Source organism: Xanthomonas sp. DAR 80977, from assembly GCF_041240605.1.
In the GTDB taxonomy this organism is placed as follows: domain Bacteria; phylum Pseudomonadota; class Gammaproteobacteria; order Xanthomonadales; family Xanthomonadaceae; genus Xanthomonas_A; species Xanthomonas_A bundabergensis.
Map to the genome: position 1 here is coordinate 4,964,161 of NZ_CP162487.1, position 13,873 is coordinate 4,978,033.

The following is a 13,873-nucleotide window of genomic DNA, read 5'->3' on the forward strand; positions in this document are numbered from 1 at the left end:
GGCGGCCTACTTTTTCGGGGAATGGGGAAGCCCGTCCGGCGCGTGCGCGCCGCGGGCGATCAGTACGTGCCGGGATCTATTCGGTAGTTGACCGGAACGCTGATCGTGGCCTGCCCTCCGCTGGGCAGATCCACGGTGAGATTGACGCTGTTGCCGCCGGCCGCACCGCCGCTGGCGGCGCCGCAGCTGCCCACGTTGGCCGTGCAGGTCCAGGCCGCCGACAGCTCCACCCCGCCCGGCAGCACGTCGTTGACCACCGCGCCGGTCACCGCGTCCGGCCCGGCGTTGGCGACCGTGATCACGTAGGTCGCGCTACCGCCAGGCAGGTAGCCGGATGCGCCGTCGGATTTGCTGATCGACAGGTCGGCCTGCCGGGCGCGGTTGCTGAGGCGGCAGGTGAGCGTGACCGGCGCAGCCGTCTGCGCCGGCGCGGTCAGCGCGAATCCGGTCCCGGTGCCGGAACTGAACGCATTGCCATCCTGGTCGGTGCATGCCCAGCTGCTGACATAGCGGTTGAGCAGCGTGCCGCTGGCGGCGGTTTCGGCCAGTTGATAGACCGCGCCCGGCTCGGTGACGATCGGCGCGGTGGCGCCGCCATCGCCCACGCCGGACACCGCGGCACGCACCGCGCCGCCCTGGCTGATGCTCAGGTCGAAGCGCCCGGCATCGTTGGCGGGCTGCAAGGCCTTGGCCAGCGACAGCAGCGCGGCGCAGGCGCGGTTCGCGCTTTCCACGGTGAACACCGCATTGCCGATGCGGGTGCCCAGCAAGCCCAACAGGTTGTCCAGCAGCCCGCCCAGCAGGCTCTGCAACACCGGCTGCAGGACCGTGCTGGCAGTGGCCGCCAGGGTGGTTTCGACCACATTGACCAGCGAATTGACGATCGGCACCAGCGCCGCCGGCAAGGCGATCGGCAAACCCAGCAGGGTCACCACCGGCGTCCCACTGGTCACCTCCAGATCCAGGTTGTTGAGCAGATCGACGATCAGCGTGCCGGCACTGACCGTGCCGGCGCTCGCCGTGCGCGTCTGCGGAAACGGCGCGTTGACGGCGAAGCTCTGCAGCGACGGCGAGCCGGTCGCGGCGGCGCGCGCGGTGACCTTCAGCGGCACCCGCACCGCCACCAGGCCGATGCCGGCCAGATTGACATTGAACCGCAGGTCCAGATTGTTCAGCGTGACCGGCGTGACCAGCGCATTGGTGAGCACGGTGCTGCGGTTGAAGAACACGTTGTCGGCGACCGTGCCCAGATACAGGTTCGCCAGGCCGGGGCGGGCATTGAAACTCACCACGCCGTTCAACGCATCCACCGCGGTCAGCGTGCCCTCGGCGCGGGCGATGTCGGCATACAGCTGCAGTTTCAGCACATCGGCGCTGAGGCTGACGTTGGTCAGCCCCAGGCCCAGCGCGTTGATCGCGCTGATCACCGCTTGCAGGTTGAAACCCTGCACCACGTCCAGGTTGAGCTTGGTGCGGATGGCGCCGGTATGGAACGACACGCCTTGCGTGCCGCAGGCATACACCGGCGGCTCCACCACCTGCAGCCAGAGCTGCACATTGGCCACCCCGGCAAGTCCCAGCGCCGCAGTGTTGACGCTCACCGGCTGCGGCGTGGTCAGCACGTTGCGGTAGTTGTACAACTGCGCCGCGCCGGTCACCAGGTCGAGCAGATCCAGTTCGACATCGGCCAGCGATCCCTTCGGCAGCGAGATCCGCAACAGGTCGGCCAAGCGCAGGTTGCCGCTGAGCGCGCCGATGCCCAGCGGCAACGCCGTCAACGCGTTCACCGCCGCGGTGTTGCCATCGGCCTGGGCCACCTGCACCAGTGCCAGCTGCAACTGCGCCAGGGTGATGTTGCTATTGAGGATCTGGGTGGTATCGCTCAGGCCGAGATTGAGGCCGAGCTGGGTGATGAGCGCGTTGAGATTGACGTCGGACTGGGCCAGCGCGTTCCAGTCGAGCACGCTGACGTTGACGTTGCTGCCGGGCAGCAGGGTCGCGAACAGGAGGTTGAGCAACGGTCCCTGGCTGCTGTCCACCTGCACCAGCCGCGGACCGGCCGAAACGCAGGCGCCGGCGGTGCAACCCGCTTGTGCCCGTGCATTGCTCGCCAGCCCCAGACACAGCGCAAGCGCCAGACATGCCGCAACAAAGACGCGCCCGAATTTGGCGCGGGCGCAATCGCCCATCGACGGATTCCTGTCCATCTTTCTCCCCCTGCTGAAGTAGCTCTGTGATGGTTATCCCATCGATTCCCTGAAATGTCCTGTCTTGTCCCGCCGATTAAGTCGTGGAAATATTTCCGTATGACTTAATTTGTCGTTGCTGATACGTTGATGGCACGCGGCGAGACAGAACATCTCCAGCAAACGACATTCCGTCAAGCCAAAAACCGCAGGAATCAGGCACAGAAATGCTTAGCAGCAATCCATTTCCAACCCGTTGCTCCATGCACTGCAATGGGCCGTTAGCAAATCATGACAACTTTCAGACACTTTCACTGCCCTGACATTTTCACTAACAAAACGAGCCAACGGAGTCGGATTCATTCGTCTCCATCGCAAAAGGAAATTGGATGTTCTCCATCGGCAGTCGTATTCGCCGCGTACGCAGCATGGCCAATCTTTCGCAGTCGCAACTGGCCGAACAGGTCGGGGTAAAACGCAGTGCGGTAGCGCAATGGGAACGCGATCCCGGAACGTTTCCCAGCGTCAAGAACCTGGTGAAGATCGCGGTCATTGCCGACGTGAAGTTCGAGTGGCTGGCGACCGGGCGCGGCTCGCCGCAGGCGCAGCCGCATGAATTCGACACCGTCGCGACATTGTCCGACTTCGCCCAGAACGAGGATGAAAGCCGGGCATTGGAACTGTTGCGGCGGCTGTCGCCCAAGAAGCGCCATGCCGTCTGCGCCATTCTCGAAGCGCTGTGCCTGTGAGCCTGGGCGTGGGGCGGCGCAGGCCGGCGCGCATGACGGTAGAATGACGCCTCTGGCCGTCCAGACCAACCAAGAGCCTCGCCGACCCGCCGATGACCCTCGCGCCCGACATCCGTACGCCGCGCAAGCGTGTGGCGCTGTACGAAGACGTGGCCGAGCGGCTGCGGCAGAAGATCTACGACTACGTGTTGCCGCCGGGCGAGTGGATCGACGAGCCGGCGCTGGTCGCCGAACTGGGCATCAGCCGCACCCCGCTGCGCGAGAGCCTGAAGCTGCTCGCCGCCGAAGGCCTGGTGCAGATCGAGCCCGGCCGCGGTGCGCGCGTGACCCGGCTGAACCTGGAGGACCTCAACGAGCTGTTCCCGGTGATGGCGCTGCTGGAGGGCCGCTGCGCCTACGAGGCGGTGCGCAAGGTCGATGCCGCCGGCCTGGCGCGGCTGGAAACGCTGCACGCGCGCATGGAGCAGGCCGCCGACGAAGGCGACCTGGCCGAGTACTACCGGCAGAACTACCTGATCCACGAATCGGTGCAGGAATTCGCCGGCAACCCATGGCTGATCCGCGTCACCCACGACCTGCACCGCATCCTCAAGATGCACCGCGGGCGCCAGCTGCTGGCGCCCGGACGCATGCAGCAATCGCTGTCCGAGCACCGCGAACTGATGGACTGCTTCCGCCGCGGCGACGCCGAAGGCGCCGAGCGCACCATGAACCGGCACCTGCAAAGCCAGGGCAACGCCCTGGCGATGTACGTGGCCGCCGGCGGCAAGCTCAATGTGCCGGCGCCGTTGCCTAGGGGCCGGGATTAGGGATTGGGGATTGGGGATTCGTTGGACGGCCGGGATTCGGGATTGGAGATTCGTAACGGCAGCGTCTGCCGCGCCGATGAGCCCATGCACTGTTGAAACCATGCACAAGAAAGCGCCGACCCAAGGGCCGGCGCTTTTTTGTCCAACTCACGTTGGATCAGCAACCGCGATCTGCTTTAACGAATCCCCAATGCCGAATCCCCAATCCCGGCCTCAAAGCCACCCCGGCACCACCAGCAGCAGCCAGGCCAGCAGCGGGCCGAAGGCGACCACCAGGCCGCTGTAGATCAGGAAGCGCTTGTACAGCGACTCGCGTTCGTCCGGCGCGGCCGAGGCCACCACCAGCGCGCCGTTGGTCGAGAACGGGCTCACGTCCACCACCGTCGACGAAATCGCCAGCGCGCAGATCACCCCGGCCGCGCCGAGATGGCCCTGCAGCAGGAACGGCACCGCCAGCGGGATGGTCGCGCCCAGCACCGCCGCCGAGGAGGCGAACGCGGACACGATGCCGCCGACGTAGCACACCAGCAAGGCGCCGAGCAGCGGGATGCCGATGTCGGACACGCCGTTGCCGATGTAGTCCACCGCCCCGCTCTCCTGCAGCACCGCCACGTAGGTGACCACGCCGCTGATCAGCAGCACCGTGGACCAGCTGATGCCGTCCACCGCGCCCTTCTGCGCCTTCGGCGACAGCAGCGCCAGCACCACCGCCACGGTCATCGACACCAGGCCGACGTTGAGGTTGTAGATCAGCGAGGCGATGCCCAGGCCGAGCAGGCCGAACAGGGTCAGCACGCGATCGCGGTTCAGGCTCATCGCCTCCAGCGCCACCGGGTCGGTCGACAAGGTGCCGCCGCCGGCCGACAGCAACGCGCCATGGCCTTCGATCGCGAACTGGCGGTGCGAGGACTGGTCGCCCACCGGCACGTACTCGGCGTTGGCCAGCGACGGCGCCTGCTCGCGCCGCAGCAGCGCCAGGCCGCCGAAGGCGAAGAAGCAGATCAGCGCCATCAGGAAGTTGAAGCCGAGGCTGGTCAGGAACACCGCCATCTCGGTCACGTCCAGCCCGGCCTTCTCCACCACCTTGTTGGTGATGCCGCCGTACACGCTGATCGGCGAGAAGCCGCCGGCCTGCGCGCCGTGGATCACCAGCAGGCCCATCATCAACGGATTGATCCTGTACTGCTTGGCGAAGCGCAGCGCGACCGGGCCGATGATCGCCACCGCCGCCGGGCCGAGCGCGCCGAACGCGGTCAGCACCGCGGTGACCACGAACATCACCCACGGGATCGCCACGATCTTGCCGCGGACCGCGCGCACCGCCCAATGCACCAGCAGATCGATGGTGCCGTTGTTGCGCGCGATCGCGAACAGATAGGTGATGCCGACCAGGGTCAGGAACAGGTCGCCGGGGAATCCGGCCAAGACCTCCTTCCCGTCCATGCCTACCCAGACGCCACCGATGATGAAGGCCAACGCGAACGCGACGGCGCCCATGTTGACCGGCAACGCCGTGGCCACGATGAACATGACGATCAAGCCGATGATCGTCGCGATTTGTGGACTCATGCGCCCTCCCGAGCTTGCTGGATCCGTACCACTGCCGCGAATGGCCACCCGCCACCCTGGGTCGATCGCCCACTGCCAACCGCCGTTGCGGCGCGACGGCTCCCATCGCCGCCCCCCATCGCCGCCACGGCCGCCTCACTGCATGCGTTGCTCCACCTGCCGCGCCCAGGCCGCCGCCGCGGCCAGGCTGCCGAACTCCTCCACCGAGCGTGCCTGGCAGTCCGGCAACAGCTCGCGCGCGATGCGCGCCAGCGCACCGCCCGGTCCAAGTTCCAGGAACACGCGCGCGCCGCGCTCGGCGGCCTGGCGCAGCGTGCCCGCCCAATCCAGCGTCGTCGCCAGCTGCGCCGACAGCGCGCCGATGGCGTCGTCGCGGTCGCCGATGCGGTGCCCGTCGATGCCCGCCAGCAGCGTGGCGCGCGGCGCGGCCAGCGCGGCGTCGCGCAGGTCGGCGGCGAAGGCCTGCGCCGCGCTCGCCAGCAGCGGCGTATGCGCGGCCACCGCCACCGGCAGCCGCGTGACCCGCGCGCGCAGGGCGCGCGCCTGCCGTTCGCCCTGCGCCAGCGCATCGGCGTGACCGCCGAGAATCAGATGGTCGTCGCCGTTGACGATGGCGATGTGCAGGCCGGTCTGCGCGCACAGCGCCTCGGCGGCGTCGCGCAGCAGGCCCTGCACGGCGATCAGGCCGTCGCCGTTGCGGCTGGCCGCATCCATGCGCTGCGCGCGCCGCACCGCCAGCGCCAGGCAGGTCGACGCGTCCATGCCGCCGCCCAGCGCGTGCGCGGCTAGCTCGCCGATGCTGTAGCCGAGCAGCAGCGCCGGCGGCGGCAACTGCGGCAGCAGCGCCGCGGCGTTGGCCAGGGCCGCGGCACAGACCAGCGGCTGCGCGACCGCGTTGTCGTAGCGCGCATCGCCGCCGGCCAGCGCGCGCGGATCGGCGCCGAGCACCTGCGCGGCCGCGGCCAGCACCGCCTCGGCCGCAGGCGCGCCGGCGCTGTAGTCGAACATCGCCGGATGTTGCGCGCCCTGCCCCGGGCATAGCAGCGCCAGGCTCATGCGGTCTCCTGGCGCTGCAGGAAGCAGGCGCAGGCAAGCAGGTCGGCGCTGCCGCCCGGGCTCAGCCGGCGCGCGACGAAGGCGTCGCCGATGCGCGCCAGCTGCTGGCGCCACTGCGGCTGCGCCGCACCGCCGGCAGCGAGGAACGCCTGCGCGCTGCGCTGCGCGAAGCGCAGGCCGTCGCGGCCGCCGCGGTGCAGCAGGTTCAGGTCGTCGGTGTGCGCGATCAGCTGCAGCAGGGTTTGCGCCATGGCGGCATCGTGCGCGAGGCCGGCGCACAGCGCGCTGCGCAGCGTCGGCAGCGCCACCTCGCGCAGCAGCGGGAAGCCTGCGGCAGCCTGTTCGCGCACGCCAGTCACGCCGTGCAGGCGGCGCATGCGCTGGCCGTGGCTGTGCGCGTCCAATGGTGCGTCCAGCAGCGCATCGCGCCACAGGCCGACCGCGTTGCACACCGCGATGCCATCCGGCGCCGCGGGATGCCGGGGGCGCAGCCGCGCCGCCGCGGCGACCAGCAGGCCCAGGCTGAAGATCGCACCGCGATGGGTGTTGATGCCGCCGGTGGCGCGCAGCATGGAACGTTCGGCGGCGATGCCGAGGTCGCGCAGTGCGGGGAACGTCGCGCCCGCCGCGCCGGCGGCGGCGATCGCGACGAAGTAGCCGCGCAATGCGAACAGGCTGCGCAGGAAGGTGGCCGCATCCATGTCGTCGTGGCTGCCTTGATCGAACGGCGTGACCAGGCCGGGCTTCGGCGCGCAGGCCAGTTCGGCATGCAGGCTGGCGACGGCGAGGCGGCCGAGGCGATGAGGCATGGCCGCGGCGTTGCGGAAATGCGTTGTGGTCTTCGTCGCGGCTGCAATTACTCGCTGATAGTCAGCGAAGTGCATTGCAGGAGGGGCTTTGGCTCCGACCGCCTCTGACGCTCTAGAGATCACCACTTCGTTCGTCGCGACTGAAGTCGCTCCCACAGCGACGCGCGGATGGCTGGCTGCCTGCACTGTGGGAGGGACTTCAGTCCCGACGGCTTCCGAAGCCGGAAGAGTCGACGCTGTGTTCGTCGCGACTGAAGCCGCTCCTACAGGGGGCGGCGAATGATCGGCTGGCTCCACTGCAGGAGGGGCTTCAGCCCCGACCGCTTGTGGCGCCGGCATGTCCACGGCGGCGGACGCCAGCGCCGCGAAGTCGTCGCCTTCCATGCTGCGCTTCGCCTGCAGGTCCATCACGCGCTCCATGCCTGCAGCAGTTCCGCACGCGGCTGCAGGCGGCAGTCGCGCAGCGCCTTGACCAGCAGTTGCGCGCTGTCGCCGGCCAGCTCGCGCCAGCTCACCGCGCTGCCGTCGGGCAGCAGCACTTCGCCGTCGGCGCGCTGCCCATGGCGCTGCTCCCAGCGCGCCAGCTCGGCGAGCAACGCCGTCGCCTGCGCCGGCGACGGCAGCTGCCACAGCAGGTCGATGTCCGAGCCGGCCCGCACATAGGGCAAGCCGGTCAGCGCCTGCCAGGCGAAGGCGCCGAACACGCGCGGGGTCAGCACATGCGCGGCGGCCAGCGCCTGCAATTCGTGCAGCGGTGCCTGCCAGTCGGGCACGGCCTGCACCTGCGCGCAGACCTCGTCCAGCGTCAGCGGTGCGCGCTGTCGCAGCACCGCATCGCGCTGCACCGACAGCGACAGCCGCTGCTTGCCCTCGGCCGGCGGCAACGGCACGCCCAGGCGCAGCAGCTGCGCGTCGTCGCCGCGATCGCCGCGCGCGACGATCGCCGGATGGCCGGCGGCGAACCAGTCGCGCAGGCGCGCCTGCGCACCCGGCGTGCGTGCCTGCCACGGCGCATCGGCCGCGAGCCAGACCAGGTCGTGCCGGGCGAGCGGCTCATGCATGGCCGGCAGCGACCTCCGCGGCGATCGGCGCGGCGAGCAGGCGGCCGTTGCGCTCGGCGCCGCGTTGCGCGCGTTCGTCGCCGTGCAGCGGCGCCTGCAGCGCGGCGACCAGCGCCTGCGCCAGATCGCCCTGCCACAGCGCCTGCACCGCCCCCATCGCCACGTAGTTCTCCACGCCCGGCGCGAACACCGGCGAGCTCTTGCTCAAGGCCTGCAGCTTCTCCAGCGGCTGCTTGGTGACCCGCGCCATCGCGCGCAGGTCCATCACCCGCACCTGCGCCTCGGGCAGCGCGTAGATCGCGTCGGCCATCAGCCCGAACGCCAGGAAACCGCCGCTGACCGATTCGCCGTAGACCAGCGTGAGCAGGCGCGCGCCGCGCCGCCGCGCCAGGTCCAGGCACTGCGCCAGGTGGCCGAAGTAGCCGTTGATGCCGAGCAGTTCGTCCTTGCGCGACGGCCGCTGGCCGGCGGTATCGACCAGCATCACGATCGGCCGCTGCGGATGCGCGCGGGTGCTGTCCAGCACCGCGGCGGCCAGCGCCAGCGCGTGCTCCACGCCCACTTCCAGCTTGTCCGCACTGCCGATCACGGTGACCTCGCCCAGCGCGGTGCTGGCGCTGCCGCCGATCACGCCGTCGCGTACCTCGACCCGGTGGCCGAGCGGAAACAGTTGCTGCAACAGAGGGGTCAGTTCCATCACGGGCTCCGGTCGGCGACGGCGGCAAGGAAGGCGGCGGTGTCCAGCAGCGGCAGCGCGTCCGGATCGGCGATGCCTTGCCGGCGCCAGATCTCCGTGCCGTCTCGGCAATCGCCGTAGGCGTCCAGGCGCTGGCGCAACGCGGCGTGTTCGGCGGCGATGCGCGCCAGGCCGTCGTCGTCCGCGGCCGGCGCCGGCGCCGCCAGCGCCGCGATCGCCGCGGCGCGAAACTCATCGATGGCGTCGGCCACCAGCGCTTGCGCCTCGCCGAGCAGATAGCGGTGCTTGCCGCCGGTCACGCGCCAGACCAGGGCGCGATCGCGCGAATCGAATTCCTCAACGCCGCGCACGGTCTCGATCACTTCCGGACCCGACAGGCCCAGCCGCCCTTCCTCGGACATGACGATGCGCAAGCAGCAGCGGCTGACGATGCCCATGCCGCCGAAGCAGCCGTTGCCGCTGCCGATCAGCGCCAGCACCGGCACGCCGGCGGCGCGCGCGTCGAGCGTGGCGCGCATGATCTCGGAGATCGCGATCAAGCCGGCGTTGGCCTCGTGCAGGCGCACGCCGCCGGTGTCGGGCAGCAGCAGCACCGCCGAAGGTTTCGTCGCCACGGCCCGCTGCAGCAGCCCGGTGAGCTTGGCGCCATGCACCTCGCCGACCGCGCCGCCCATGAACTGGCCTTGCTGCGCGGCGATCAGCACGCTGCGCCCGTCGAGCCGGCCCTCGCCGACCACGATGCCGTCGTCGAACGCGCCGGGCTGGTCCAGCTGCGCCAGGTGCGGACTCATCGCGCGCTGGCGTGGGCCGACGAACTCGCGGAACGAGCCGGGATCGAGCAGGCCGGCGATGCGCTCGCGCGCATCGGCTTCGTAGAAGCTGCGCGGGCGGCGGTTGTTGGGGATCGCGCTCATGCGCAGCTCCGGTGTGGGTGGCTTACTCGCCGAATAAGTAGTGCGGGACGCGCGTTCATTGCAGCAGGCGTCCGGATCGCGGCCGGCGCCATCCAGGCACTGCCGGAGGATCGCGTCGGGGCTAACGCCCCTCCCACAAGGTGCATCGCAGACACGACATCCCTTGTGGGAGCGACTTCAGTCGCGACGAGCGAAGCCCGAACAGCGAGCGCTGCGGATGCCCTCGGAACCGAAGCACCTATCGAAAGGGCAGCGCTCCCTGTAGGAGCGGCTTCAGCCGCGACGAACGGAGCCGAAATAGCGCCGACTCCGGACACCGTCGCGGCTGAAGCCGCTGCTACGGAGAGCATGGCGACTGCGGATGTCGGGATTCGCCGCATCACGCATCCTCCTGCAAGGCTTCCACCGCCTGGTCCAGGCGCAGCCCCACCACCGCCGGGGTGGCGCCGACATCGTTGATCGAGATGCGCACGTCGCGCAGCGGATGGCGCGCGGCGAAATCGTCCAGCACCGCCTGCCAGATCGTGCCGAAGCCGTCGGCGGCGGTGACGATCTCGATCTGCATCGCCCCGCCCAGCTCCTGCGGTTCGATCAGCACTTCCAGGTTGCCTGACGACACCACGCCGACCAGCACGTGGTCGCGCCGGCCGTTCGGCGCCAGGTGCCCGTCGTAGCGATAGCGAAGGGTTTCCATCGACGTCCCTTACCAGTTGCGGAAACGTTGCGGCGGCGCGTACAGGCCGCCGGACCAGCGCACCAGATCCTTGACGCTGCGTGCGGCCAGCAGGTCGCGGCTGGCGTCGCGCAAACGGATGCCCAGGTCTTCGGGGCGGCGGATCACGCCGCGGTCGCGCAGGTTCTCGACCATGCGCTTGTCGCGGCCCAGGCCCACCGCGGTGTAGCCGGCCACGCCGCGGATCGCCTGCTCGCGCTCCTCCGCGCTGCGGCACAGCAGCAGGTTGGCGATGCCTTCCTCGGTCAGCACGTGGCTGACGTCGTCGCCGTAGATCATCACCGGCGGCAGCGGCATCTTCGCGCGCTCGGCCAGTTCCCACGCGTCGAGCCGCTCGACGAAGGCCGGCGCCATGTGTTCGCGGAAGGTCTCCACCATCTGCACCACCAGCTTGCGCCCGCGCGGCATCTCGCCCGGGCGCGCGGCCTCGCGCCCGGCCTTGAGCCAGGCGGGGCTGCCATGGCGGCGGCCGCGCGCGTCCGAGCCCATGTTCGGCGCGCCGCCGAAGCCGGCGATGCGGTCGCGGGTGGCGGTGGAACTGTTGCCCTGCAGGTCGATCTGCAGCGTGGAGCCGATGAACATGTCGCAGGCATACAGGCCGGCGGTCTGCGAGAACGCGCGGTTGGAGCGCATCGACCCGTCCGGCCCGGCGAAGAACACGTCGGCGCGCGCGGCGATGTACTGCTCCATGCCCAGCTCCGAGCCGAACGAGTGCACGGATTTGACGAAGCCCGACTCGATCGCCGGGATCAGCGCCGGATGCGGATTCAGCGCCCAGTGCCGGCAGATCTTGCCGCGCAGGCCCAGCGATTCGGCGTAGGTGGGCAGCAGCAGTTCGATCGCCGCGGTATCGAAGCCGATGCCGTGGTTGAGCCGGTCCACGCCGTACTCGGCGTAGATGCCCTTGATCGCCATCATCGCCATCAGCACCTGGATCTCGGAGATCTGCGCCGGGTCGCGGGTGAACAGCGGTTCGATGTAGTGCGGGCGCGGCGCCTGCACCACGTAGCCGATCCAGTCGGCGGGGATGTCCACGCGCGGCAGCGTGTCCACGATCTCGTTGACCTGGGCGATGACGATGCCGCCCTTGAACGCGGTGGCCTCGGCGATCACCGGCGTGTCCTCGGTGTTCGGCCCGGTGTAGAGGTTGCCGTGGCGGTCGGCGGCCTGCGCCGCGACCAGCGCCACGCGCGGGGTCAGGTCGACGAAATAGCGCCCGAACAGTTCCAGGTAGGTGTGGATCGCGCCGATCTCGATGCGGTTGTCGGCGACCAGCCGTGCCAGGCGCAGCGCCTGCGGCCCGGAGAAGGAGAAATCCAGGCGCTGGGCGATGCCGCGCTCGAACACGTCCAGGTGCGTCGGCAGCGCCAGCACCGACTGCAGCAGATGCAGCCCGTGCACCCGCGCCGGATCGACCTCGGTCAGGCACTGCGATAGGAAATCGGCCTGCTTCTGGTTGTTGCCTTCCACGCACACGCGGTCGCCCGGCTCGATCACCGCCTCCAGCAGCGCCACCGCGTCCTTGGCCTCCACCAGCCGCCCGCGCGCCAGGGCGGCGGCGCGCTGCATGCGTTGCCGGCGATTGTCGGCGAGCGTGTTCCAGTCTTGAGGCATAAGGCTTTCCGTCGGCCGATGGAGGGGCGGCTCCGCCTCGCGGCGGGCCGGCCGAAATTGTAATTACGATATAATTATGAAACCGTGACCAATGCACGCTGCGCTGCAACAGGCGTTGTCGGGGGTGCTGAAACAGCGTTTGGGCTTGGCGACGATGCAGCTGGCCAACGCCCGCATGGCGGGTGCGTTGCGGCGCGTGTCGCTAGATCTTGTCAGGCGTGGCGCCGAACGCGCGCCGGTAGGCCTCGCGGTCGAAGCGCAGCACGGCGCGCACGCGCTGCTCGGTCAGCGGGCGCACGACCCACTGCACGTCGACCCGCCCTTGCTGCGCGCGGACCGACGGGATCGCCAGGAACCAGCGCGCGCCGGGGCCGCTGCAGTACCAGAACGCATCTGCATCGGTGGTCATCGCGCCATCGGGCATCAGCAGTGAGTCGTAGCTTGAGTAGGAGAAATGCCCCGCCTTCTTCACCACAACCAGATCCGCGCCAGTGAGAGGAAGACCCTCGCTGATGAGGGACATATCCCGAAAGGACTGCTGCAGGGCGCGTTCGATCCTGCGTGTGTTGCGCCGGTGCAGAAACACGAATGCCACCACGTAGGCAGCGATCGCGGTATGGAAGATGACGTCCAGTATGTTCAAGCGCGCTCGTCCCCGATGTGGAGCCGCATGGCCGCGGCGCTTCGGCTGCATTGCATGGACGACACCAACCGTGTGTTGCGCCGCCAGCCTACACGCCCAGCGCCGCGCTGATCTCCGCCGCCGCCGCGCACACCGCCTGCATCGCCGCCTGCGCATCGATTTCCTGCGGGCGGCGCTCGATGAAGGGCACGGTCAGCGTGTAGATGGCGCTGCCGTGCTGCAGGATCGGTGCGGTCAGGTCGATCACGCCGACCACCGCTTCGCTGGGGTGGATGCTGTAGCCCAGCGCGCGCACCTGCGCGGCGGCGGCGAGGAAGCCGGCACGGTCGTAGGCCACCTCGCCGGCGTCCAGGCGCTGCAGCAGCCGCGCCTGCGCGTCTTCGTGCTGGAACGCGAACAGCACCAGGCCGGAAGTGGAATGGGCGAGCGGGCGGCGATGGCCGGGGCGCACCACCATGCCCAGGTCGCTGGGCACGTCCATCTGCGCGATGACCACGATCTGGTCGTCCGACGGCGCCACCAGGTGGCAGGGCTGGCGGATCGCATCGGCCAGCCGGCGCATCACCGGCAGCGCCACCTCGGTGACGTTCTGCACCTGCGGCTGCTGCATGCCGAGCATGAACAGGCGATTGGTCAGCACGTAGCCGCCCTCGCCCGGCCCCCTGGTCAGGTAGCCGCGCTCTTCCAGCACCTGCAGCATGCGGAAGATCTCGCCGCGCGAGCGGCCGATGCCCTGCGAGATCTCGCTCATCGTCATCGGCCGCGCGTCGCGCGCCAGCAGTTCGAGGATGTCCAGGCCCTTGTCCAGGGCGGGGGCACGGTACTTGGGCGGGGGCGTGGTCATTCCGTCGAGGCCCGGCAGGGGGTGGAAGGGCGCTAGGGTACAGGGAATGCCCGTGGACAGAAGCGCGGCGGATCCGGTCTGCGGCTGGCATGGCGATGGCCGGACGGCGCGCTCGTTGCGCCCCACTCCGACCGGCGTTGCCGCAGGCGATGACGGCACGCGCCAGACATCGGACACCACGCACCCATG

At 69.5% G+C, this 13,873-nt stretch carries 13 protein-coding genes; 2 read left to right on the forward strand and 11 right to left on the reverse strand.

Going from position 1 to position 13,873, the window contains the following annotated elements; all coding sequences use genetic code 11:
• Positions 1-59: 59 nt before the first annotated feature.
• On the reverse strand, positions 60-2,045 hold the full coding sequence (locus tag AB3X10_RS21125) for a hypothetical protein (RefSeq protein ID WP_369977351.1): 1,986 nt from the start codon (positions 2,043-2,045) through the stop codon (positions 60-62).
• A 530-nt stretch (positions 2,046-2,575) separates the two neighbouring features.
• Between AB3X10_RS21125 and AB3X10_RS21130 the strand changes: the two genes are divergently transcribed.
• Both AB3X10_RS21130 and AB3X10_RS21135 read left to right on the forward strand, forming a co-directional pair.
• On the forward strand, positions 2,576-2,935 hold the full coding sequence (locus tag AB3X10_RS21130) for a helix-turn-helix domain-containing protein (protein ID WP_369977352.1): 360 nt from the start codon (positions 2,576-2,578) through the stop codon (positions 2,933-2,935).
• 92 nt (positions 2,936-3,027) lie between these two features.
• A complete protein-coding gene (locus AB3X10_RS21135) occupies positions 3,028-3,744 on the forward strand; it encodes a GntR family transcriptional regulator (protein WP_369977353.1) in 717 nt (238 codons plus the stop codon).
• A gap of 213 nt (positions 3,745-3,957) precedes the next feature.
• Here AB3X10_RS21135 and AB3X10_RS21140 read toward each other — a convergent pair whose 3' ends face one another.
• The 10 genes from AB3X10_RS21140 to AB3X10_RS21185 form a co-directional block, all read right to left on the reverse strand.
• On the reverse strand, positions 3,958-5,313 hold the full coding sequence (locus tag AB3X10_RS21140) for an SLC13 family permease (protein ID WP_369977354.1): 1,356 nt from the start codon (positions 5,311-5,313) through the stop codon (positions 3,958-3,960).
• Positions 5,314-5,448: 135 nt separating this feature from the next.
• On the reverse strand, positions 5,449-6,369 hold the full coding sequence (locus tag AB3X10_RS21145; RefSeq protein ID WP_369977355.1) for an acyltransferase domain-containing protein: 921 nt from the start codon (positions 6,367-6,369) through the stop codon (positions 5,449-5,451).
• Positions 6,366-7,178, reverse strand: a complete 813-nt coding sequence (gene mdcB / locus AB3X10_RS21150; RefSeq protein ID WP_369981925.1) for a triphosphoribosyl-dephospho-CoA synthase MdcB — start codon at positions 7,176-7,178, stop codon at positions 6,366-6,368. Before mdcB ends, AB3X10_RS21145 begins: the two co-directional genes overlap by 4 nt.
• A 407-nt stretch (positions 7,179-7,585) precedes the next feature.
• Positions 7,586-8,239 carry a malonate decarboxylase holo-[acyl-carrier-protein] synthase gene (gene mdcG, locus AB3X10_RS21155; protein WP_369977356.1) on the reverse strand — a complete coding sequence of 218 codons (654 nt, stop codon included), beginning with the start codon at positions 8,237-8,239 and terminating at the stop codon, positions 7,586-7,588.
• A complete protein-coding gene (gene mdcE, locus AB3X10_RS21160; RefSeq protein WP_369977357.1) occupies positions 8,232-8,936 on the reverse strand; it encodes a biotin-independent malonate decarboxylase subunit gamma in 705 nt (234 codons plus the stop codon). Before mdcE ends, mdcG begins: the two co-directional genes overlap by 8 nt.
• Complete coding sequence (locus AB3X10_RS21165; protein WP_369977358.1) at positions 8,936-9,850, reverse strand: biotin-independent malonate decarboxylase subunit beta; 915 nt, start codon at positions 9,848-9,850, stop codon at positions 8,936-8,938. The genes mdcE and AB3X10_RS21165 overlap by 1 nt, the downstream gene beginning before the upstream one ends.
• A gap of 379 nt (positions 9,851-10,229) precedes the next feature.
• A complete protein-coding gene (mdcC, locus tag AB3X10_RS21170; protein ID WP_369977359.1) occupies positions 10,230-10,544 on the reverse strand; it encodes a malonate decarboxylase acyl carrier protein in 315 nt (104 codons plus the stop codon).
• Positions 10,545-10,553: 9 nt separating this feature from the next.
• A complete protein-coding gene (gene mdcA, locus AB3X10_RS21175) occupies positions 10,554-12,197 on the reverse strand; it encodes a malonate decarboxylase subunit alpha (protein ID WP_369977360.1) in 1,644 nt (547 codons plus the stop codon).
• A gap of 202 nt (positions 12,198-12,399) precedes the next feature.
• Positions 12,400-12,840, reverse strand: coding sequence for a hypothetical protein (locus tag AB3X10_RS21180; protein WP_369977361.1), 441 nt, complete (start codon positions 12,838-12,840; stop codon positions 12,400-12,402).
• An 88-nt stretch (positions 12,841-12,928) separates the two neighbouring features.
• Positions 12,929-13,684 (reverse strand): IclR family transcriptional regulator, encoded by a 756-nt coding sequence (locus tag AB3X10_RS21185; RefSeq protein ID WP_369977362.1) that lies wholly within the window; start codon positions 13,682-13,684, stop codon positions 12,929-12,931.
• Positions 13,685-13,873: the final 189 nt, after the last annotated feature.